Annotated in this window: 19 protein-coding genes and 1 tRNA gene; 10 read left to right on the plus strand and 10 right to left on the minus strand. The window is 45.3% G+C overall.

Annotation, left to right across the window (positions count from 1 at the left end):
- Positions 1-30 precede the first annotated feature (30 nt).
- From BZA03_RS05015 to BZA03_RS05050, 8 genes are all read left to right on the plus strand, one after another.
- Positions 31-1,224, plus strand: a complete 1,194-nt coding sequence (locus BZA03_RS05015; RefSeq protein WP_110288149.1) for a benzoate/H(+) symporter BenE family transporter — start codon at positions 31-33, stop codon at positions 1,222-1,224.
- A 436-nt stretch (positions 1,225-1,660) separates the two neighbouring features.
- The gene (locus BZA03_RS05020) at positions 1,661-2,830 is read left to right on the plus strand and encodes a DcaP family trimeric outer membrane transporter (RefSeq protein WP_014977309.1); all 1,170 of its coding nucleotides are present in this window, start codon (positions 1,661-1,663) and stop codon (positions 2,828-2,830) included.
- Between the two features lie 31 nt (positions 2,831-2,861).
- Entirely contained in the window at positions 2,862-4,046 is a 1,185-nt protein-coding gene (locus BZA03_RS05025) for an ABC transporter substrate-binding protein (protein WP_110288150.1), read from the plus strand.
- Between the two features lie 48 nt (positions 4,047-4,094).
- Positions 4,095-4,958: a branched-chain amino acid ABC transporter permease gene (locus BZA03_RS05030; RefSeq protein WP_110288151.1), complete on the plus strand. Its 864-nt coding sequence runs from the start codon at positions 4,095-4,097 to the stop codon at positions 4,956-4,958.
- A 9-nt stretch (positions 4,959-4,967) separates the two neighbouring features.
- Positions 4,968-5,936, plus strand: a complete 969-nt coding sequence (locus tag BZA03_RS05035; RefSeq protein WP_110288152.1) for a branched-chain amino acid ABC transporter permease — start codon at positions 4,968-4,970, stop codon at positions 5,934-5,936.
- On the plus strand, positions 5,933-6,691 hold the full coding sequence (locus BZA03_RS05040; RefSeq protein WP_110288153.1) for an ABC transporter ATP-binding protein: 759 nt from the start codon (positions 5,933-5,935) through the stop codon (positions 6,689-6,691). Before BZA03_RS05035 ends, BZA03_RS05040 begins: the two co-directional genes overlap by 4 nt.
- A 1-nt stretch (position 6,692) precedes the next feature.
- Positions 6,693-7,406 (plus strand): ABC transporter ATP-binding protein, encoded by a 714-nt coding sequence (locus BZA03_RS05045; protein ID WP_014977304.1) that lies wholly within the window; start codon positions 6,693-6,695, stop codon positions 7,404-7,406.
- A 67-nt stretch (positions 7,407-7,473) separates the two neighbouring features.
- Complete coding sequence (locus tag BZA03_RS05050; RefSeq protein WP_014977303.1) at positions 7,474-8,295, plus strand: IclR family transcriptional regulator; 822 nt, start codon at positions 7,474-7,476, stop codon at positions 8,293-8,295.
- 335 nt (positions 8,296-8,630) lie between these two features.
- Here BZA03_RS05050 and BZA03_RS05055 read toward each other — a convergent pair.
- From BZA03_RS05055 to BZA03_RS05090, 8 genes are all read right to left on the minus strand, one after another.
- Positions 8,631-8,717 (minus strand) — tRNA-Leu (locus BZA03_RS05055).
- A gap of 160 nt (positions 8,718-8,877) precedes the next feature.
- On the minus strand, positions 8,878-10,011 hold the full coding sequence (locus BZA03_RS05060) for a HupE/UreJ family protein (protein WP_110288155.1): 1,134 nt from the start codon (positions 10,009-10,011) through the stop codon (positions 8,878-8,880).
- Positions 10,004-11,074 (minus strand): hypothetical protein, encoded by a 1,071-nt coding sequence (locus BZA03_RS05065; protein ID WP_110288156.1) that lies wholly within the window; start codon positions 11,072-11,074, stop codon positions 10,004-10,006. Before BZA03_RS05065 ends, BZA03_RS05060 begins: the two co-directional genes overlap by 8 nt.
- A gap of 62 nt (positions 11,075-11,136) precedes the next feature.
- Positions 11,137-11,715 carry an Ig-like domain-containing protein gene (locus tag BZA03_RS05070; RefSeq protein ID WP_069944845.1) on the minus strand — a complete coding sequence of 193 codons (579 nt, stop codon included), beginning with the start codon at positions 11,713-11,715 and terminating at the stop codon, positions 11,137-11,139.
- A gap of 11 nt (positions 11,716-11,726) precedes the next feature.
- Entirely contained in the window at positions 11,727-13,319 is a 1,593-nt protein-coding gene (locus BZA03_RS05075; RefSeq protein WP_110288157.1) for a DUF4331 domain-containing protein, read from the minus strand.
- A 153-nt stretch (positions 13,320-13,472) separates the two neighbouring features.
- The gene (locus tag BZA03_RS05080) at positions 13,473-14,210 is read right to left on the minus strand and encodes an anti-sigma factor domain-containing protein (RefSeq protein ID WP_069944843.1); all 738 of its coding nucleotides are present in this window, start codon (positions 14,208-14,210) and stop codon (positions 13,473-13,475) included.
- Complete coding sequence (locus BZA03_RS05085; protein ID WP_110288158.1) at positions 14,207-14,740, minus strand: sigma-70 family RNA polymerase sigma factor; 534 nt, start codon at positions 14,738-14,740, stop codon at positions 14,207-14,209. The genes BZA03_RS05080 and BZA03_RS05085 overlap by 4 nt, the downstream gene beginning before the upstream one ends.
- Positions 14,741-14,892: 152 nt before the next feature.
- Complete coding sequence (locus BZA03_RS05090) at positions 14,893-16,968, minus strand: TonB-dependent receptor domain-containing protein (protein WP_110288159.1); 2,076 nt, start codon at positions 16,966-16,968, stop codon at positions 14,893-14,895.
- Between the two features lie 175 nt (positions 16,969-17,143).
- Between BZA03_RS05090 and BZA03_RS05095 the strand changes: the two genes are divergently transcribed.
- Complete coding sequence (locus BZA03_RS05095; RefSeq protein ID WP_080986437.1) at positions 17,144-17,728, plus strand: RDD family protein; 585 nt, start codon at positions 17,144-17,146, stop codon at positions 17,726-17,728.
- 99 nt (positions 17,729-17,827) lie between these two features.
- Here the strand turns inward: BZA03_RS05095 and lptG are convergent, their stop codons facing one another.
- Together lptG and lptF are read right to left on the minus strand one after the other, a co-directional pair.
- On the minus strand, positions 17,828-18,889 hold the full coding sequence (gene lptG / locus BZA03_RS05100; protein WP_014977294.1) for an LPS export ABC transporter permease LptG: 1,062 nt from the start codon (positions 18,887-18,889) through the stop codon (positions 17,828-17,830).
- Positions 18,890-19,990 (minus strand): LPS export ABC transporter permease LptF, encoded by a 1,101-nt coding sequence (gene lptF / locus BZA03_RS05105; protein ID WP_014950603.1) that lies wholly within the window; start codon positions 19,988-19,990, stop codon positions 18,890-18,892.
- A gap of 263 nt (positions 19,991-20,253) precedes the next feature.
- Between lptF and pepA the strand changes: the two genes are divergently transcribed.
- A complete protein-coding gene (pepA, locus tag BZA03_RS05110) occupies positions 20,254-21,759 on the plus strand; it encodes a leucyl aminopeptidase (protein ID WP_014999437.1) in 1,506 nt (501 codons plus the stop codon).
- The last annotated feature ends 5 nt before the right edge of the window (positions 21,760-21,764 follow it).

The following is a 21,764-nucleotide window of genomic DNA, read 5'->3' on the forward strand; positions in this document are numbered from 1 at the left end:
CGGGTAGCACGGCAACCAATGGAGTGACTTATGCAAAATCAGCCTACTTTCATTTCTTTTCCACCGTTAAAAGACTGGTCGTTGTCTGCCGCAGTAGCGGGGATCCTTGCTTCGACAATGGGCTATGCAGGTCCACTGGTTATCTTGTTTCAAGTTGCCGAATCGGCGAATTTGAGCAGTGAGGTACTGACTTCTTGGATTTGGGGGATGTCTATTGCTAGCGGTTTACTATGTGGTTGGTTTAGCTTGCGCTATCGCATGCCCTTGCTTTTTGCATGGAATGCACCGGGTTCTGCCTTGCTCGTCACCTTAGTGCCGGGTATGCCGTGGAGCGATGTGATAGGCGCGTACATTATGTCTGGTGGCATTTTGTTGTTATTGGGAGTAACAGGGGCATTTGAGCGACTAGTGAACCGATTGCCTTTGGCCTTAGCTGCGGCATTGTTGGCAGGAATACTGGTTAACTTCTCTCTGGATCTCTTCTCTAAAATGACACAAGCGCCTTTACTGGGGCTAGTGATGTTCGCAGGCTATATTTTATTGCGTCACTTGCTGCCGCGTTACGCCATCATGCTTACCGTTGCTATTGGGGTAGGGGTACTGGCCTTAAACTATGATTTGTCATTTCAACAAGTTGACTGGCAAATATCAACACCCAATTGGTACATGCCTAGCTTCTCACTCACTGCATTATTTAGTATTTCAATACCGCTTATGCTAGTTGCTGTGAGCGGCCAATTTATTACTGGTATCGCCATACTAAAGCAAGACAAGTATTCACCACCGTCAAATCAGATTGTTGCAGGTAGTGGGCTTATGAGTATCTTGTTTGCGCCAACGGCATGTCATGGGGTGAATTTATCTGCAATAACCGCTGCCATTTGCACCGGCCCAGATGCCAACCCCGACCCTAAAAAACGCTATTTTGGCTCTGCTGTCGCCATGCTGTGGTACATTATGTTTGGGCTATTTAGTGCCGCGCTAGTGAGTGTGATTCAAGCGTTTCCTGCTGCGTTTATCGCAATGGTGGCCGGTATTGCACTTTTGGGGGCGCTGGAAGGGTCACTTTCTACAGCATTAAGCCAACCTGCAGATCGAGAAGCGGCGTTGTGTACCTTTCTTATTACCGCATCGGATTTGTCGTTATTAGGGCTTTCCTCCGCGTTTTGGGGGCTAGTCATTGGCGGCACTATCATTGTTGTTCAGCGCTATCTTAAAAAGTAACACCAGCAACAAAAGTAACATCGCTCCCAAGCAATTTGGACCCGCCTAATGGCGGGTTTTTTATTTATTTTTTTTCCTTTATGTTTGCTCATTTTTAATTATTGGTGAATTAATTTATAAATAATGAATAAGTTGTGGCGTGTAATTTTTGTCTATAAGAGCTATCAATGCTCTTCCAAATCTGCTTGTAATTATCAATTAATAACAATGGTTTATATGTTTTTCAATGCATTGTTGTTCAACCTATATACCGCAAAGCCATACCCGTTAAGTATTGCGAGCCACTCATTTGGTATTGGTTTGTGATTTATCTTCACAGTAAGTTCCCTGTTTAGAAACAATTGCATAACACAAAATTTACAAAGGTGGGTTGCCTTAACGTCAGTTGTTTCTGTTTATCACACACATGCTTGGCACATTTACAACGGAGAACTGAATGAATACTTTAAAACAAAAAACACTCATCAAGCCCCTACTTGCCTCGTCACTATCGGTTGGTTTAGCGCTTGCTAATGGCGCAGAGGCAGCGAACCTAGCTGACACCGAGGTGAAATTCTCTGGTTATATCAAAGTTGACGCAATGTATAGCGACTACTCAAACGGTGAAGGTGTTGGCCCTGGACGTGATATTTACGTACCGTCTTTGGTACAAACGGGCGCCACAGACGATGGGCTAGGTGGCCGATTTGATGCGCACGCGAAACAGTCTCGTTTCAGATTTACTACCAATACGCCAGTAGACGGTGAAGACGTCATTACCGGTGTGTTTGAATTTGACTTTCTATTGACATCTGGTGGTGATGAGCGAGTGAGCAACTCCTATACGCCACGTATGCGACATGCTTACTTGAAATACAACAACTGGCTAATTGGTCAAACTTGGTCAACTATCATGGACCTAGGCGCTTTGGTTGAATCAGTAGATTTTATTGGTACAACAGACGGTGTGGCTTTTACTCGTCAACCACAAATTCGTTATTCAAATAACGGTTTTGAAGTGGCGCTGGAAAACCCTGAGACAACCGTTGGCACTACCACTACCGCGCAAATTACGACAGATGACAATTCTGTACCTGATCTCATTGGTACTTATACGATGAAAGCCAGCTGGGGTCATGTGAAAGTGGGCGGTATCTTGCGTCAGCTTGCTTATGAAACACAAGGCGAAGATTACTCAGACACGGGTATTGCACTATCGCTTTCATCGCGCATTAACTTGAGCAATGGCGATGATATTCGCATTCAAGTAGCTAGTGGTTCGGGCTTAGGTCGTTATGTTGGCGTAAATGCTGCCAATGGTGCCTTCCTAGACGATGAAGGTAACTTTGATGCCATTGATGCAACCGCGGTTACTGTAGCTTATCGCCACTTGTGGAGCGAAAGCGCTCGTACCAATCTTATCTTCTCTTCATTAGATGTAGACACCGTCGAAGGCATGGTGGGCTCGCGCACACATGACGTTTACAGCACGCGCATTAACTACATCTACAACATTACTAAGCCGCTATCGGTTGGCTTGGAATATACCTACGCAAAGCGTGAAACTGTTGACGGTTTCGACGGCGATATGAGCCGCGTTCAAGCAATGGCGAAATACGCTTTTTAACATTCACCTACCACAATACGAGTAACTTACCATGATATTTAAAAATAAAACGCTCAGAAAAGTCGTCTTGGCCAGTAGTGTGATGGCGACAAGTGTGTTGTCAGGTATGTCTGCACATGCCGACGAATCGCCCATAAAAATTGGCGTAATGCTGCCATACAGTGGTGTTTATGCTGGATTGGGTGAGGCTGCTACTAACGGCCTGAAACAAGCCCTAAAAGAAAAGGGCAATACTATTGCCGGTCGCCCTGTTGAATTCATCATTAGCGACACTGAAGCAAAGCCAGCACGCGCTCCAGAGTTAACCTCTGCAATGACCGATAAAGACGATGCCGATTTCATTATTGGCCCAGTTCACTCAGGGGTAGCAATGGGCATGATCAAATCGGTTAGAAACAAAGACTCTATCATGATCATTCCCAATGCAGGTGCTAACGCTGCAACAGGAGCATTCTGTCAGCCGAATGTGTTCCGCACGTCGTTTTCGTCTTGGCAAACTGCTTATCCAATGGGTAACCAAGCCATTGAAATGGGCTATAAAAAGGTGGTGACACTAAGCTGGAACTACGGGTTTGGTAAAGAGTCGCTTGCCGCGTTTTCAGAATCATTTGAAGCAGCTGGTGGCGAAGTGGTTAAGGAAATTTTCGTACCGTTTCCAAAAACAGAGTTTCAGTCTTACCTAACTGAAATTGCCTCAATAAAGCCTGATGCTGTATTTGTGTTCTTTGCCGGTGGTGGCTCGGTTAAGTTTGTTAAAGACTACGATGCCATGGGGCTTAAAGGCAAAATTCCACTTATTGGTTCTGGTTTCCTAACCGAAGGCACCATTGAAGCGCAAGGTGAAGCCGCTGACGGCCTATTCACCACACTACACTATGCCGACACCTTGGATAACCCTAAGAACAAAGCGTTCAGAGCCGAGTATTTGTCATTGTACAACAAGCCTGCTGACTTATACGCCGTTCAAGGGTATGACGCCGGTCAATTGATTATTCAAGCCGTGGAAGCAACCAAGGGTAATACCGCTGACAAAAAAGCTCTGATAAAGGCAATGGAAGGTATTGAAATTGATAGCCCGCGCGGCAGCTTCCATTTCTCTAAGGCGCACAATCCAATTCAAAACATCTATTTAAGAAAGGTTGAGAACGGAGAAAACGTGGTGGTTAAAACCGCTGCTGCGAACCTGAATGACCCAGCACGTGGTTGTCGTTTATAAGTTATTGCAAGTAGGGAAGCCCACGGGCTTCCCCATAGAGGTATAAAAATGGAAATGTCGCTTTTCTTCGTGCAATTACTAAACGGTATTCAGTATGGGCTGTTACTGTTTTTGGTTGCATCAGGTCTCACATTAGTTTTTGGCGTTATGGGTATCTTGAACCTTGCTCATGGCTCTATGTATATGATTGGCGCTTATTTGGTGTATTACTTTGCCGCCATGACAGACAGCTTTTGGTTAGCTGTGGTCATTGCTTGCAGTATTGCTATGGTCATAGGCGTAATTATTGAGCGCTTTCTAATAGTGCATTTATACAAGCGCGACCACCTTGATCAGGTACTGCTAACGGTTGGTTTAATCTTTATTTTTAACGCGGCACAAAGCTTCATTTGGGGTAACGACCCTCTGGGGGTTGATGTACCTGAGCTGCTGTCATCGTCTATTCAAATTACCGATATCGTTGAATATCCGGTTTATCGCTTGTTCCTGTCGGTATTGTGTGTGGGTATTGCCATAGGCATGTATTACGTCATCAACAATACTAAGCTTGGCATGATGATCCGCGCCGGTGAGTCTAACCGAGAAATGGTTGAGAACTTGGGCGTGAATATCGGCACATTATTTACCGTCGTTTTCGCCGTTGGCGTTACCTTATCTGCCTTGGCCGGTATTGTTTCTGCGCCTGTGGTGAGTTTAGTACCTGGTATGGGCGAACGCGTACTCATTTCATGCTTTGTTGTGGTGGTGATTGGGGGAATGGGCTCAATAAAAGGGGCTTTTGTGGCGGCCTTGCTAGTAGGCATTGTTGATACGTTCGCATCTGTGCTGTTGCCCGGCATGTCGAGTATGACAATTTACTTGCTAATGGCACTTATCCTTATTTTTAAACCACAAGGGCTTTTCAAAAGTTAAGGTTGTACGATGTCTGTATTTTCTAGCAAAGCTGAAAAAGTATTTATTTTTGCGTTTTTCTTTATTGCCTTGGGTATCCCCTTATTTTTCAATGAGAACACGTTTTACGTAAACAAAATCTCCACCATGCTGATTTTGTCTATTTTTGTTATGTCTTTGGACTACTTGGTGGGAAGAACTGGCCTTATTACCCTTGGTCACGCCATGTTCTACGGCTTAGGCGGATACTTATTTGCCATTATGCTCCCCGAATACGAAGTGGTTAACTTTTGGTTGTATACCTTTTATGTCATGGCCGCTAGTGGTGCTATTGCACTTATTGTTGGCTTAATTGTGCTAAGAACTAGCGGTATTTATATGATCATGATAACGCTGGCATTGGCGCAAATGACATTCTATTTCTTTGCCGACTCAACGGAATACGGCGGCTTAGACGGGTTATTTATTTATCTAAAACCCGAAACCAGCATTTTTGGTTTAAATTTCTTAGATTTAGATAACGAGAACCACTTCTATTACCTGTGCTTGCTATCGCTATTTAACTGCTACGTGTTTTGTAAAGTTAGTTTGCATTCTCGGTTTGGGCGTGTGATTGACGCAATAAAAGAAAACCCTGAGCGTGCCACTGCACTTGGCTACAACATCTTTCACTTCCGTTTAGTGTCGTATGTATTGTCTTCATCACTTGCCGCTTACGCAGGCTACTTGTTCTCGCTTCAATACGGTTTTGTTAATCCAACCATGATGGGTTGGGAAGTCTCTGCTTCTGCATTAGTAATGGCTATTTTAGGTGGTCTAGGCACTATTTTTGGGGCAATTCTAGGTGTATTCATTTATGAGAGCTTGCACTACGGCATTGAACACATGACCCAGTATTGGATGTTTTGGATGGGCTCGCTCATCATCTTAATGGTACTGCTACTAAAAAGTGGTATTGCCGGGCTAACTGAGCAGTTAGTCGGAGGGAAACGCAAATGAGTGAATGTATCTTACAAGCTGAAAACCTTTCAAAGCACTGGGGCGGATTAAAAGCGCTCAACGAATTTAATATTAAGTTTTACGACAAATCGCTGCATAGTATTGTGGGTCCTAATGGCGCGGGAAAAAGCACCCTGCTGAATATATTGTGCGGTACGTATCCGGCAACTAAGGGTGTGATTTTGTATCGAGGTGAAAATATTACGGGCCTGAAAAGTTATCAGTTCTGCCGCAAAGGAATAGGGCGAAGTTTTCAAAAAACCAATATTTTCAAAGATGCCACATGCTTGGAAAACTGTTGCATTGCCGCCCAGCAACGAGTGGGTAGCAGCTTTAATATGTTTAAGTCGAAGCATTCAAGTAAGCATGTAACTGCGATTGCCCAAGATGCCCTTGAACAGGTAGGGCTATTGAAGCAAGCCAATATCAAAGCCAGCGCCATTAGTTATGGTGAGCAGCGTCAGCTAGAAATTGCCATGGTATTGGCGACCGACCCCCAAGTACTTTTACTTGATGAACCAATGGCGGGTATGGGCCATGAAGAGTCGCTTATCATTATTGACCTGCTTAAGTCGCTGAAAAAGCGCTACTGCATTGTGCTGGTAGAGCACGATATGGATGCCGTTTTTGAGCTATCTGACCTAATGACCGTGATGGTGGATGGGCAGCATTTGATCACCGATGTGGTAGATAACATTCGAGCAAACCCTTTAGTTCAAGAAGCCTATCTAGGCAACGATGACGAGGTATTTTAACGTGACAGACAACATTCTAGAGGTAAAAGGCATTCATACCTTATACGGAGAAAGCCATATTCTGCACGGAATATCATTTGCCATTAAAAAAGGGCAGACCGTAAGTATTATGGGTCGCAACGGCATGGGTAAGTCCACAACATTGAAATCTATTTTGGGGATCGTAAAGCCGCGTAGTGGCGCTGTTTTGTACAAGGGCAAAGAAATTGGTGCTCTTCCCACGTGGAAACGCATGCGCAACGATATTGCCTATGTGCCAGAAGGACGGGGCATGTTTCACAACTTAACTGTGAAAGAGCACTTACAAATGGCCGCGCGAAAAAACTCGCGAGGTGAAGCGCATTGGACTTATGCGAAGGTGCTTGAGGTGTTCCCTCGTTTAAAAGAGCGCTTAACCAATAAAGGCACTCAACTCTCTGGCGGTGAGCAGCAAATGCTAGCTATAGGTAGGGCGCTTTTGACCAACCCAGATTTACTGATACTCGATGAAGCCACAGAAGGCTTAGCACCACTTATTCGCAGAGAAATTTGGGATGTTATTCGCAAAATTAAAGAAACCGGTGTGTCGACCATTATTGTGGATAAAAACATTAAGGTATTGCAGACGCTGTGCGATCAGCACATTCTTATTGTGAAAGGGAAAGTGCAATTTTACGGTGACTCGCAAGCCCTTGAGGAAAATCGCGCATTTATTGAAACCAATCTTGCGGTTTAATTACGCTGTAATGCGGTGAGAAGCTGGGGTAGCATGACGCCCACTTGGATGAAGAGGCAGCAACACAATGGATGACGACAAAGCAATTGCAACCCGAAAGGGTATTGGCTCTCTAGAACTAGGGCTTGAGGTTTTAGAGTTAATCTCTGAGCACAGCGGCCCTATCTCGCTAACTAAGTTATCTGAGCTGGCAGAAATGAGCCCCAGTCGACTTCACAAATACTTGGTTAGCTTGACCAAGCTTGGTTATGTGTCGCAATTAGACAATGCCAAATACATGCTTTCAAACAGCAGTATTCGCTTAGGTATGTCGGCACTAAAACATTCAAACCCCGTTCAGGTGGCCTTTGAATATGCAGATAAGCTTCACCAAGAATTAGATAAAACCATTACTGTAACCATTTGGAATGGTGATGTACCGCTAGTGATAAAGTGGTTAGACTCCAGTCACTTTTTGGCGGTGAATATCCGTTTGGGATCAGAGCTGTCGCCGTTTACCTCTGCCGCTGGGCGTATTTTCTTATCCCACCTACCTAAACTGCGATGTAAGACGCTAGTTGAACACTACTACGATTCCCCTGCACCTATGCCACGCTACATGGGTAAGCCTATAAAAAAAGCGATGTTCTACGAATTGCTAGAAGAAATAAAAAAAAGCAACTTGTGTTGTTTTAAAGAAGATTTCTTGCCAGACATTAATGTTGTAAGTGCACCTATTTTTAGTTTAGATGGTTCGGTAAGCACTGTTATTAGCTTGGTGGGCAACAGCAAGGAAACCCCAGTTAATGCAAAAAGTATATATGTACAAGCCGTGAAAAAGGCTAGTAATGAAGCTACCCGTAAGATATCTGGACAGCTTAGAGCAACCTCAGAATGTTACTCTTTTTAAGTTCAGCCTTTAATGATAAAAAAACGGCTTTACTCCCAACTTGGCTTTTTTAGACATGAAGTTATGCATGTGTGACTTTGTAGAAGTGGTGTACACTAATACCCCAACTACATTTATTCAATGCGCTAATAATACTGCTCTTAAAATTAGCATTTGTCCTAGAAGGTAGATATCTGAGCCAAAAGGAGCATGCAAACGAAAAAGCTAAAGGGACTTAAAACTTGGGTTCAGTTATGAGATGAGTTTGATAAATTATCATTCACTGAAACTAGTGAAATCAAAAAATAAAAACCGACGCAAAGGTCGGCTTTAGTATCTCCTTCTTTCGAAGAAGATGGTACCAGTGGGCGGACTTGAACCGCCACGCTATCGCTAGCAACGGATTTTGAATCCGTCATGTCTACCAATTCCATCACACTGGCATTGTGTATGGTTATCAACGTGGTGTTGATGCATGGCATTATAGCGATGCGGCGCGCCTATACAACAACTTTTTAAGCTTTTTGTGATTAAGTGCCGAAAGATTGTTCAAAAGCGTATTTGGCTTTATCTATTTCTTATTAATCAACAGGACGCACACTTTTACCAACGCTGAAGCGTCCAATTAATCGCTACTACCGCGATTACTGACGATGCAATTGGCATTATGGCTTTTGAATATAACCTTACGTGTCTAAGTAAGATGAGTAAGGGTAATAGCAGCGTAACTATGGCAAGTTGACCCAGCTCTACCCCTATATTAAAAGCGAATACATTCATTACCAAGCTGCCCGACTGGGCATTAAGGTCGCCAAACACGCTCGCAAATCCCATTCCATGGAGTAGGCCGAACCCAAAGGTAATAAACCCTAAACGCATGATCACTGGGTACACGTTATTAAGCGCAGTTATAGCCACTGATATAGCAATGCCTAGCTCAACAATACGGCTATTTAACGTAATAAAATCCAGTGCTGTGGCAGTTAATGTAATCGAGTGCGCTAACGTAAACGTGCTTACTAATATTACCGTACTTTTTATAATGTACCTTTTGCTTTGCTCTTTCACCCAGCTCTTATTTTCCCTGTAAAGATTAACGGTGAGCAACGTAGCAACCAAAAACAGTATATGGTCTAGTCCAATGAAAATGTGCCAAATTCCCTGATAAACCATCTCCCCAAACTGGGAAATCCAGCTTTTTCCTGTAGCAGAAGCAGTGATAAAAGAGCGTTCATCACTTAGCACATAAACACTAGTGTGGTCGTTTAACGTTACCGTTGTGAGTAGCTTGTGGGTGGGAAAATCGCTAACTATGCCAGTGTATTGTATCGATACTTCGTTTACATATACGCAATTTACCGACAGCGGGTATACCAGTAATGACTCTGCAGATATATCTCGTATAGAAGGGGGAGCAATACTAACCGTACATCGCGTTTCGCTATCTCGAATCACTAGGTGGTTTTGGATATAGTCGTTCGCCATAGTGTGGTTTCTGTTGACTTCACCCCAGGTCAAATTACCGTCATTATTACTATCTAGCCCTGCTGCTTGCCCTATATCTTCAGGCTTTAGCAAAAGCTCGCCAGACAAAGTGTTATTTGAATCATTTGTAAGCGTTAAATAGCCGTTGCTCAGTTCGTGTGAATGCGTGAAAACGCTGAAGGCGGCGAAGATGAAAAATGTGATAAATTTAATCATGACTCGTTTACTGAAGGGGTTGAGAGCATTAGGCATTGGTCGATACTTCATTAGCCTGTCGAGCGCGCTCTAGGAGGTTTTTGTCATCTAATGACTGTGCGTATTGCCAGTTAATTTCGGCAAATTTAAGCGCCAGTGGGTAATCAGGTTCAATCTCTAAAAAGTAAGTGGCGACCTGTGCGGCGTGAGAACTGTCTTCTCGCCATACTCGAATTTCCATGTTCTTAGCAAGTTGAGTTTGTACTTCAGAGCGCACAATACCTTGCGCTCGTTCCGCAATTGCCCATTTAAGTAGCAAGCCATCGTCGGCTGTCAACATATCGGGTACGGAGTTGCTAAACCCAGAACTCACTGCCTTATAGTTATTCAACGCAAAATGTGCGTCGGCCCAAACTAACATTGCGCTTATAGGTAGCTTTTCGAATTCTGTTTGTGACAAGTGCTCAAGCGCGGATTCAGCGTTACCAAGTTGAAGCGACATGTCTGCAAGTACTTCATAAAACCACTGGCGCTCCGCAGGCCTCACTGTACTCGTGTAGGTCTCAAAAGCACTAAGCTTTTTCAAAAATTTTACGTCTTTATTTTGTGAAAAATCAGCGTTAACCATACACGTGAAAGCGATTAAAAAACTTGTTTGCCCTACCAGCTTTTCACAGTTTTCTTTCGCCTTTTTAGCGTTACCTTGCTGAACGTTTATGTCTGCCAGCAATAACTGTGCAGCTGGAGAGCGAAAGCGGGCTATTTGATTAAGGTGTTGCTTGGCTTGTTCGAACTTATGAATGCCTTGAAGTAGTCGAGCTTCTAAAACAACTAAACGCTCTTTTTGACCCGCGTTCAACGAATCGAATTTTTGTCGCATTATGTTCGTGAACCTAGCAATACGCTCTCTTTCATCACCTTTTGCTTGAAGGTATCTACTCGAAGTTAAAATTTTTTCCGCTTCGTCGATACTTGCTATGGATAGCTGCCTAGGCTGCCACGTTGCGATGACGGTATCATAATTGAGTTTTTCAGACTGAGCAGATACCGAACAGACTGTTAGGGCTGACAATACGCTCATTATAGGGAGTATGAGAGTACTGCTTCTCATCAACTTCATCAGAACTTCCTTTAAAAAAGCCGTCCCTGGCCTTACGGTTGACACTGGGTACTGAACGTTCGTTATTGACCAATCAATAAATCATCGAACGTGGTGTCGTCAGCATCTTGGGTGAACTCGCGCCCGTTAATTGGCAGCGGTTCATCGGTCGGTGCTTGATTAAAGGCATCACGGGTATAGCTAGAGAACGATACCTGCTGTGCCTCAATCGTAACGCTAACGGTGGCCGTAACTTCTGGATTTACGCCGTCAGAAACGGTGAATGTGAAGCTATCGCTACCCGTTACCTGAGCGTTAGGTGTGTACGTAAAGCTGCCATCAGCATTAACTTCTGCATTACCTAACGTACCGTTTTCACCAAGCCCGAAGGTAAGTGCATCACCATCGGCATCGGTTGCTGTCAACGTGCCATCAAACGCAATATCTGCTTGCGTCGTTAGCATTTCATCAACGGCTACAGGCGCTGCATTTTCTTCTGGCGCTTGATAATCGTTATCGTCATCACTATCGAAACAACCAGTTAGCGCTAGCACCAATCCAGAAATGACCCACAACTTATGTTTCTGCAAAGGGGCTTGAGCCGACTTAACAAACGCGGGGGCATTTGGATTCTTGTTAAATAACCTAATCTTCATAGACATGATGGATCTCCTTATTCAGAGCCAGCAAGTGGTGTTTTTAGGTAAGGAAACGATGAATCAATCATGCTTGGATCTACAGGTGCACCATCAGTGAAAGGTACATTACCCACGCTGGCGTCTTCTGGTGTACAAAGGCCAAGATCTGTATCCTCACCTGCTACTGGGATCGGATAGCACAAGCGGCCCATAACAACGCGAAGGGCAATATCAACCACGTCATCACCTGGGCGGCGACCGTTTGGGAATCCTGCTAAGTCATCGCCTGCAACACCAAATGCTGACTGTGATTCGGCTGGCGTTGCTGGGATCCCTGTGTTAAGGCGCAGCATTTCTGATGCTGTAACCGTTGCTTGCTGGTTAACGCCTGGGAAACCTGTAAGGAACGCTGTCACTAAGTCCATACGCGGGAAATTCGTCGGCGCAAGCGTCTCAATATCCGTACCCAGCGTAGTATTCACTGCATCTTTAAACAGAATGTTCAGTAGTTCTGGTAAAGAAGGGTGGGTTACATAATCAGCGAATTGACCGTCTGCACTTGGATGAGAAGTAGAGAATTTGTCTTTATCGCCAATACCGATAACAAGCTCATTTACTAGCGGGTTACCTAAACGAGACACTTGAGTCATCGCACCACCATTAGTCTCAGGTTTCGCAAAAGTAGCATCTGGGTTTAGGATACGCGCTTGCGGCAAGCTTGCCGTGGTCCAGCTACCAATTACGCCATTACCTTCACCGGTAACACACGCCTTAGGTACTTCAATAGATAACGCTGTCACGTTTTTATCGGCTAAGTCATCATTCATGGCACTTTGCGTTATACCGCCAGGAAAACCTTCACCATCGCCTGCGCCCGGTGCGCTGTCGCCCTCAACAGGTACATAATTTACCAAGTCGAATGTTTTGCCTAAGTTAACAACGAAGGGGTCTTTACGCTGACCAACAAACACTTTGGCCATGTCATCGCATCCAGGGATACTGAACGAATAAATGAAGCTTTCAGCATAACGTGCGTATTCCGCTTCACTGGTAAAGGTTTTATTACCAATGTAATCAAGCGGCTTTTTAAACATATCGCCCATGGCGGGAGTAAGAGTAGTGCGCGTGCCTGTCTGCATGTCGCCACTTACCATAGTAAGGCTGTACATTTCTGAGAAGTTTGCTGCGCTTGAATCGTCTGCGCTGATTCCGCCTACATTTTTAAGCGGTACTTTCACCATTTTCTGTTCGCCTTCAGGGCCTATAGGCAAGGCGATACCTTCGTTATCGGCAGCAAGCATATTGTTAAACTTAAAAACAAAGCTTAAGTCTTCAACCGCGTCGCCATCGCTATCAATATGAATGGCGTAGTGCGCATTCGGGTCCATTGCAAAGTAGTTAGGGCCACCATAAGCATCTTGCAGTGGAATATAGTTTGCTATGAAAGTCACATAATCTTCACGGCCTTGTTCATAGCTATTGAAAGCATAAAAGTCGGTGCTATCTAACGCTGGGTGGCGAGTGATATTCGGTGCTTCTCGGTGACTTGACGCTATTGCGCCAGCAGTTACGGCTGCACATGTCACGGCGACAGCCAGTGACAAAGTTTTGCGTTTGAATTGGATCATGTCGAGTCTCTCTGTTTTTTTATGAGTTCAAGAGACCAAACGACTGAGGTTTCACCTTAGATGCAAAAATATTTAAAAAATTAAAATAAAGTTTTTATAAAAAGTAAAAGGCCACGTTTCGTGGCCTTTTGGTGTGCTGCTTTGTGCGTAAAATTACACTGAAACAATCGGTGCTATATATAGCACTTCCGTTGGTGCGCCTGTTACCGAGCCGCCTGGTGCTTCTAAGCTCACTGCTAACGCCGCGATACTTTGATCTAGCAAGATATCTGGTGTCGCGCGCGTGTCGCCATTAACTTCAGGCATCAAGCCGAGAGAAATTGGTGCTTCGCCGTTTGCCGGCACCATCCAAAGCTCATAGTCTTTGTCTGCTAACGCCACAAATGCATCGGTGACCTTAACATTCATTGTCGTGTCAGAAACTTCTATTACCCACAATGGCGTGTTATCAGCATTATTGACTACGGCAATATGGGAAACCTCTGGGGTAGGCACAGGTTGCATCATGAAAAGCAATACGGCTAACACCAATGCAGCAGCTGTGGATATGAATGATAAGTTCTTCCAGCGTTTCTGCTTTTCTTTTTCAAGATCAACTACATTGTCGCTACTTGGTTTTGCGTTAGTCGTTTGATCGACAAACTCTGTATCATTGGCCGCCTTGTGGCCAAGCTTCACTTGTATGCTCTCCCACACGCTGTCAGGAGGTGTCACCGGAGGCAAGGTTTCAGCAAATCCAGTAAGGTATTGCTCCCATTGTGCGGTTGCATCGCTAACAGCCTGATACTGCATCATTAACTTTTGATAGCGCGTACGCGCTTTGCCGCGCAGCGTTCCAACTACATACTCAGCGGCGAGGGCGTTTAATCGCTCTTCTTTTAAATAATTCATAGTGATAGGCACCTCTGCAAGCTTTGCAAGCCTCGTCTTATCCAGCTTTTAATGGTTCCAAGTGGTGACGCCAAGTGAGTTACCACCTCTTGATGCGACATGCCATTCACATAGGCTAAATGGATAGCCTGACGCTGCGGTCCATCAAGTTCATCTAAACAAGAGGCCAATTTTGCTTGCTCTGCCTCTAACTTTATTGATTGTGTGGTTTCCATACCTGACGGTGCGTCATCATTTAATTCGACTTCATTTCTTACGTTGTGATAGCGGATTAAATCGAGCGCACGATAGCGAGCTATACTGACCATCCAGGTAAGTACCGTACCTTTGCCTCGTTGATAATTACCGGCGTTATGCCAAATTTTTATATAGGCGTCTTGCGTGGCTTCGTCAGCGAGTTCAGGGTGTTTCAAAAGCCTTAAAGCAACAGCGTAGAGCTGTGGACTTGTTATCTTATAAAGCTCTGCGAACGCTTTTTTGTCGCCGTCTGCGGTTTTACACAGCAGAGGAAACAGAGTTTCGTGTTCCATTGTTGCTCCTATTTTTATCGTTGTAGTGCGGCCATTTGTTTATTGCTCTAACTATTTGGCGGCTACTTCTTAAAGTAGCATGTTTTATATACAACTGCCTGAATGGTTACCTAATCAATAGACAGACCCCCAAACAGTAAAGCGTTTATGTATTAATACTTTATTGAAAAGGTAAGGCGAACATTTCTTGGCTCTACCGGGTGATAATGCAAATCCTCAATCCCTTCCTCTGGCTCTCCGGGCAGCCTAGATGCGTAAAAATAATCAATATCGTGATCGTCACTGTCTAGGGCATTGAGTACTTCTAACGTTACGTCCCAAGTTGGCTGGCGATAGGCAACTTGAGCATTAATTAAGAATGTTGATGGCGGTGAAATTTCATCGAAACTTTCTACTGTACGAGAGCTTAGGTAGCGGCCTCGTAGAGTATAGCTGAACCCTAGTTGATTACTTCTTTGATAGTAGGTCAGCCCTGCACTCACCACACCTGGCACGGTGCCATCAATGTGACGGCCTTCGCCTTCAACGCTGTCGCTAAATCGTGCCTTGGTCCACGCAGCTTCAATGTCTGTTGTTAGGTGATGGCTTATCCAGTAGTAGGCACTCACTTCAATGCCATGTCTCTCGGAGGGGCGACTGGCTTCAGTAAAGCCTGCATCACCAACATATACCAGCTCGCTATCAAGCTCTAGGCGCCACAGGGCAGCAGACAGGTTATAGGTTTTGTTATCGGTATAGTTAACGCCCGCTTCATAGCCAAGGCTCTTTACCAATAAGGGAGCTGCTTCGGTAGCGTCACCACTTACCGGGTCTATGCTAATTGTTGCTCCTCGCGCATCGTTAGAGTGAAAGCCCTGCCCAATGTTGGCAAATGCGGTGAGTTGGTCTGATACACTGTACTTCAAGCCTGCTTTAAGGGTAAATAAACCGTCACTTTCGCTTCCTGAATTAGCACCAAGACTGCTGGTAACGTCCACATCTAAGTAATCGTATCGACCACCTAATGACAGGCTTAGTGCGTCACTCAATACAATGTTTGACTGGGCAAAAAGAGCATAGCTGTTGCTGTTTATCTCGTCTTCTCGGATAGTGCCAAAGCGGGTTAAGTTTTGGGTGCGATACAAACCCACGTTTTCAATATCGTCGAAACGCCACTGGCCGCCTAAGGTAATACTGCTTCCATCCGTAAGCGCCAAGGGAAGGGTAGTGAATATTTCACCACCGTAAATTTTTCGGTCGTCGGCCTGTTCGAATTGATCGCCTGTCTCTGGGTTATCAAGGAAGTAAGTAAAATTTGAAAAAAGGCTTAGCGTTGTATCTATGGCATACAGTGAGGCATTCCATGTATCACTCGTATAGTTTGCGGAGAGACTATAGCGAGACGAGTCGCCGCCAACTTGGGTGTCGATAGAGCCAAGACGGTCTATTAAGCCGCTTTCAATAGCGCGCTCAGGTACTTGGTCAGCACCGTTCCAGCTATTATCGTAGGCCATTCCTGTAATGGCGAGTTGTCCGTCTAACAAAGGCGTAATATAACGAATATGGGCGTTTTTCTTTTTTACATCTTCGTCAACGTCAGTCCACGGGCCGTCATAGGTTTGATATTCCAGCGCTGTAACAACGCGGCTCTCTCCTGCTTCAAAGTGATTTAATGCAACAGCGCGCTTGAACCCATATTCTCCTAAACCTAAGAACAACTGGTTTTGCTCAAGTGAATCTCTTAAATTGAAGAACGCCCCGCCAGCGCTAGAAAAATCGCCGATGTTGGCATAATAGGTGCCTTTGAAGTAGCTTAGATTGTCGATAAATTCGGGGATAATAAAGTTAAGGTCACTGTAGCCTTGGCCATGTCCGTGGCTTCGCATGTTCACCGGCATACCGTCTACACTCACCGTAAAATCCGTGCCATGATCGAGGTTAAAACCGCGCAGGAAGTACTGGTTGGCTTTTCCCGAACCGCTGTGTTGGGTCACCATCATGCCTGGGATGAATTCGAGTATTTCACCGGCGCGCAACATTGGGCGTTCAATCAAGGTGTCACCAGACACCCATCCCTGCGAAGCCGAGATAAACTCTCCGTCTTTTACAGATGAGTCACCACGTACTCGAATATGCTCAATATCACCTTCGGGGTCGTCTAACGCCATTGCAGCGCCCATACCAAGCGAAAATGAGCTAGCGAGAAGTGTTGTTACCAGAGTTTTTGCTGTCACCGTATTTACGTCCATTATCCGTTTGTAATAGCAATAACGATTAACAATGGTTAATGGATGCAAAAAGGTGGAAATCATTTTTCTTTGCTTATTGCGCTATTAAATGCCGTTAACTAAGGCTTATGTTGTTTAAGCGTTGTGGCGCTTGTGTCAAAATAAACGCTGTTGTTAATGAAGTGAAGAGAAGCCCGTGGCGAGACACGACAGAAAAGCCAAGAAGAAGTCCCCATCATCAAATCCTCTAAAAACGAAGGATGATAAAAACACGCCCAACTCAGAATCAGGCAGTTCATCACTTGAGCGAGCGGGGTTTGTGCGACGCTTGTTGGCAATGATTTACGATACGCTCGTGGCTACTGCCGTAGGGATGTGTGCGGCCATGGTCATGATAGTAACGCTGGTGGTTATGCTGAAAAACGGTGCCCTTGACCTGCAAGGCTATGCTGAACCTGCCGATCTTATTCAGGCTTCTTTCGGTTATAAACTGCTTATTCAAACGTGGGTGGGTTTGTGGATAGCTGGGTTTTTCTTGTGGTTCTGGCGCAGGGGCGGGCAAACCCTAGGTATGCGTGCATGGCGTTTGCGAATTTATAGCACGGTTGAAGAGCCAATGACCTGGCCGCGCTTGTTCATTCGCCTAATAGCATCGTTGGGTGGTCTAGGCACCTTACTTGTTTTGTTTGATTTCAAGAATAAACAGTCACTGCAAGACCGACTGGCAAAGACCGAAGTGTTGAAGTTAACCAAAGAAGCGAACGACCACAAGAGCTGGTAAAGATGCCTTGTAAGGCGCTAAAAAATCACAAAAAAAGAGGCTGTATGGCCTCTTTTTTATTAGTTTTGACTATTGAATCAGACGAATGTGATAGCTTGATCAACGCCTCAACATTACCCCTGCAATGGCCGCGAACAGCAAGCTTGGTAGTAAAGCCCCTAAGAACGGAGGCAGCTGATAGACTAAACTCACTGGGCCAAATACTTCATTAAGAATAAAGAAACCGAAGCCTGTCAGTACGCCCATGATCACGCGAGCGCCCATTGTAACGCTACGCAGCGGGCCAAAGATGAACGACAATGCCATTAACAGCATTACGCCTACCGAAATAGGTTGGAATACCTTGCGCCACAAGGCGAGTTGATAACGAGAAGGGTCTTGATCGTTATTTTCTAGGTAGTTCACGTAATCCAGCAGCCCAGTAATAGATAAAGCCTCTGGCTTAACCGCAACAATGCCTAGTTTGTCTGGTGTCAGTGTTGAATTCCAACGCATGCGGTTATTTTCATCTACTGTAACATTCGTTTCAGTAAACTTGGTTACTTCAACGTCGCTTAGCCACCAACCGTCGCCGTCGAAGGCCCCATTTTTAGCGTGAGTAATGCTCTCTAGCGACAAGTCAGGGTTAAAGCTAAATATGCTCACATCTTTAAGAGAGTCTTGGCTTAACACCTGACCTATGCTTACAAATCGGTCGCCATCCTTTGCCCACACCAGCTTATCGGAAGAAAATAAACTACCGCCTGAAATGGCTTCAGTTCTTATCTGTTTTGCCTTGGTTTCACTGTACGGGGTGACCCACTCGCCAACGGCCATCACTAATAAGATCATTACAAGGGTCGACTTCATGGCTGAGTTTATGATGTTCCAGCGGCTCATACCTGCGGCCTGCATCACTACCAATTCGCTATTGCTAGCCAATACGCCCATACCAATAAGGCCGCCTAGCAAGGTTGCCATAGGGAAGAACTGCTCTAAGTCGCGAGGCAAGCTTAGCAATACGTAGATAAAAGCGACCAGCATGTCATAGTCGCCTTCGCCAATTTTTCGCAGCTGTTCTACAAATTTAATAAGCGCGCTTAAGCCAATAAGTACACTAAGCGTAACGGTAATAGTGCCTAACAGCGTGCGGGCGATATATAAATCGAGGATCTTAAACATCTACTTTTTCCCCAATATCCAAGCGCGCAGCTCTGTGCCGGTTTTTCTGTCTCGCACAATTAACATGACACCAATGATCAGCATGATGGTATGCACCCACCATAAGCCAAGCTGAGGTGGCATTTTGCCGTCTTCTAACACTCGTCTACTTGCCAGTAGCAACAAGAAGTATCCCAAGTAAAGCAGGATGGCAGGGAACATTTTACCAAAGCGGCCCTGACGCGGGTCGACTGCGCTTAGCGGCACAGCAATCAGTACTAAAAATGGAATGGAAAGCGGTATGGCAATACGCCACTGAAGCTCGGCTCTGGCTTCAATACTGTCGTCTTCCCACAGTTCGTTAGTAGGCAGTACGCTTACCTTACGACGAGTTTCGTCAGCGGGTTTATCGGCAATCTGAATTTGGTATTCGTCAAATTCTACTTTGCGGAAAGCCTTTTCAGATTGCTTTCCTTCGTACTGTACCCCTTCTTTCAATACAAGGTTTCGCGTGCCGTCAGGGTTATTAGCCACTTCACCAGTTTGCGCATACACAACGCGCACGTCGCCTTCGCTATCGTCTGTTTGATTTTGCGATAAAAACACACGTTGTAGCTTATCGTTGTTGTCTACATCGTGCACAAAAATAACCGCTTTTTCGTTACCGGTTTGCTGGAACCTACCTGGCATTAGCGCCGAAATTCCCGCCTCATTTCTGGCTTTTTCTCGCAGCTGATATTCGTTCTCTGCAGCCAGTGGCGCGAAATAAAGGGTAATTGCGCCTGTGACTATCATGATAAGTACAGACAAGAAGAGCATTACCCGCGTTACATACCATTCACTGATACCACAGGCTCGCATTACGGTCATTTCACTGTCTACATACAGCCTGCCGTGTGCCAGCATAATGCCCAAATAGGCGCTGATAGGCAGCACTAATGAAGAGAGGATAGGGGCATATAAACCTAGGAAGCCAAGCACTAGCCCAGCGGGAATATCACCGTCCGAGGCGTCGCCCAAAACGCGCACAAATCGCAAGGTGACAAAAATTGCCATTAGGATAAAGAAAATCGCTAACTGAGATTTCAGCGTTTCCTTAAGTAAATAGCGGAATATCAGCATCTCAGCCCTTCCGGAAAATTAGGAATTTTAGTGAAAGAAAGCACAATTTTGTTTAAACTTACCGTTTTTACAAGTTTTGCCTGCAATCATAAACCGTTTGCATGGTGTTTTGACGCAAATTTAACCTATATTCAATAGGTCTTTAAGCGTGAATTGCAGCGAACTAAAAAGTTATGCTGCGTATTAAAACATAAAGCAGCGCGAAACGTTACGTGATTTTAGTCATCGTGCAAACCATAAACGACGAAAAGCGAGGTGATATCGTGGAGTTTAGTGTAAAAAGTGGCAGTCCTGAAAAGCAACGCAGCGCATGTATCGTTGTGGGTGTCTTCGAGCCGCGCCGCCTAACGGCAGTGGCTGAACAACTAGACGAAATCAGTGAAGGTTATATCAGCAACTTGTTACGCCGCGGCGACCTTGAAGGTAAAGCCGGCCAAATGTTGTTGCTACACAACGTGCCAAATGTACTAAGCGAGCGCGTGCTTCTAGTCGGTTGTGGTAAAGAGCGTGAGCTTGATGAGCGCCAGTACAAAAACATAATCGCCAAAACCATTCAAACATTGAATGAAACAGGCTCAATGGAAGCGGTATGTTTCCTTACCGAACTTCACGTTAAAGGTCGCGATACCTACTGGAAAGTACGTCAGGCAGTAGAAGCAACTGAAGACACGCTTTACACCTTTATGCAGCTTAAAACCAAGAAAGGCGAACCACGTCGCCCACTGCGTAAAATTGTATTTAACGTACCTACACGCCGTGAACTTACTGTGGGTGAACGTGCAGTTGAGCACGGTTTAGCGGTTGCTCGCGGTGCGAAAGTGACCAAAGACGTGGCTAACATGCCGCCAAACATCTGTAACCCAGCGTACCTGTGGCAGCAGGCGCAAGAGCTTGCCAGCCAGTATGACAGCGTCACTGCTGAAGTCGTTGATGAAACCCAAATGGCTGAGCTTGGTATGCAAGCGTATTTGGCTGTAGGTCGTGGTTCAGACAACGAAAGCATGATGAGTATTATGCATCATCGCGGTGGTCCAGCTGATCAAGCCCCAATTGTGCTTGTAGGTAAAGGCCTTACTTTCGATTCAGGCGGTATTTCAATTAAGCCAGGCGAAGCCATGGATGAAATGAAGTACGACATGGGTGGTGCTGCCGGCGTACTGGGTACTATGCACACTATCGCGGCGCTGAATCTGCCAATTAACGTTATTGGTGTATTGGCAGGCTGTGAAAACATGCCAGATGGCAAAGCGTACCGTCCGGGTGACATTCTAACGACTATGTCGGGTCAAACCGTTGAAGTACTAAACACTGATGCGGAAGGCCGTTTGGTATTGTGTGACGCGCTAACTTACGTAGAGCGTTTTGAGCCAGAGCTAGTGATTGATGTAGCCACGCTAACTGGCGCAGCGATTATCGCACTTGGTCACCATGCAACAGCTGTGATGAGTACGCACAATCCGCTTGCTCACGAACTACTTAATGCGTCAGAGCAAAGCTCAGATCGCGCATGGCGTTTACCGCTATGGGACGATTACCAAGAGCAGCTTGAAAGCCCGTTTGCCGACATGACGAACCTTGGTGGTCGCCCAGCAGGGTCAATTACTGCGGGTTGTTTCTTGTCGCGCTTCACTAAGAAGTACAACTGGGCTCACCTTGATATTGCCGGTACGGCATGGCGCAGTGGCAAAAATAAAGGCGCAACAGGCCGTCCAGTGCCTATGCTGTCTCAGTTCCTAATGAACCGCGCTGATATCAAGTTAGAGGACTAATCATT

It is taken from the genome of Alteromonas sp. I10 (genome assembly GCF_003201515.1).
In the GTDB taxonomy this organism is placed as follows: domain Bacteria; phylum Pseudomonadota; class Gammaproteobacteria; order Enterobacterales; family Alteromonadaceae; genus Alteromonas; species Alteromonas macleodii.

Excerpts from the sequence above, each read along its gene's own strand:
- BZA03_RS05015 (WP_110288149.1), top strand. The coding sequence starts at position 31 with ATGCAAAATCAGCCTACTTTCATTTCTTTTCCACCGTTAAAAGACTGG.
- BZA03_RS05020 (WP_014977309.1), top strand. The coding sequence starts at position 1,661 with ATGAATACTTTAAAACAAAAAACACTCATCAAGCCCCTACTTGCCTCG.
- BZA03_RS05025 (WP_110288150.1), top strand. The coding sequence starts at position 2,862 with ATGATATTTAAAAATAAAACGCTCAGAAAAGTCGTCTTGGCCAGTAGT.
- BZA03_RS05030 (WP_110288151.1), top strand. The coding sequence starts at position 4,095 with ATGGAAATGTCGCTTTTCTTCGTGCAATTACTAAACGGTATTCAGTAT.
- BZA03_RS05035 (WP_110288152.1), top strand. The coding sequence starts at position 4,968 with ATGTCTGTATTTTCTAGCAAAGCTGAAAAAGTATTTATTTTTGCGTTT.
- BZA03_RS05040 (WP_110288153.1), top strand. The coding sequence starts at position 5,933 with ATGAGTGAATGTATCTTACAAGCTGAAAACCTTTCAAAGCACTGGGGC.
- BZA03_RS05050 (WP_014977303.1), top strand. The coding sequence starts at position 7,474 with ATGGATGACGACAAAGCAATTGCAACCCGAAAGGGTATTGGCTCTCTA.
- BZA03_RS05060 (WP_110288155.1), bottom strand. The coding sequence starts at position 10,011 with ATGCCTAATGCTCTCAACCCCTTCAGTAAACGAGTCATGATTAAATTT.
- BZA03_RS05065 (WP_110288156.1), bottom strand. The coding sequence starts at position 11,074 with ATGAAGTTGATGAGAAGCAGTACTCTCATACTCCCTATAATGAGCGTA.
- BZA03_RS05070 (WP_069944845.1), bottom strand. The coding sequence starts at position 11,715 with ATGTCTATGAAGATTAGGTTATTTAACAAGAATCCAAATGCCCCCGCG.
- BZA03_RS05075 (WP_110288157.1), bottom strand. The coding sequence starts at position 13,319 with ATGATCCAATTCAAACGCAAAACTTTGTCACTGGCTGTCGCCGTGACA.
- BZA03_RS05080 (WP_069944843.1), bottom strand. The coding sequence starts at position 14,210 with ATGAATTATTTAAAAGAAGAGCGATTAAACGCCCTCGCCGCTGAGTAT.
- BZA03_RS05085 (WP_110288158.1), bottom strand. The coding sequence starts at position 14,740 with ATGGAACACGAAACTCTGTTTCCTCTGCTGTGTAAAACCGCAGACGGC.
- BZA03_RS05090 (WP_110288159.1), bottom strand. The coding sequence starts at position 16,968 with ATGGACGTAAATACGGTGACAGCAAAAACTCTGGTAACAACACTTCTC.
- lptG (WP_014977294.1), bottom strand. The coding sequence starts at position 18,889 with ATGTTTAAGATCCTCGATTTATATATCGCCCGCACGCTGTTAGGCACT.
- lptF (WP_014950603.1), bottom strand. The coding sequence starts at position 19,990 with ATGCTGATATTCCGCTATTTACTTAAGGAAACGCTGAAATCTCAGTTA.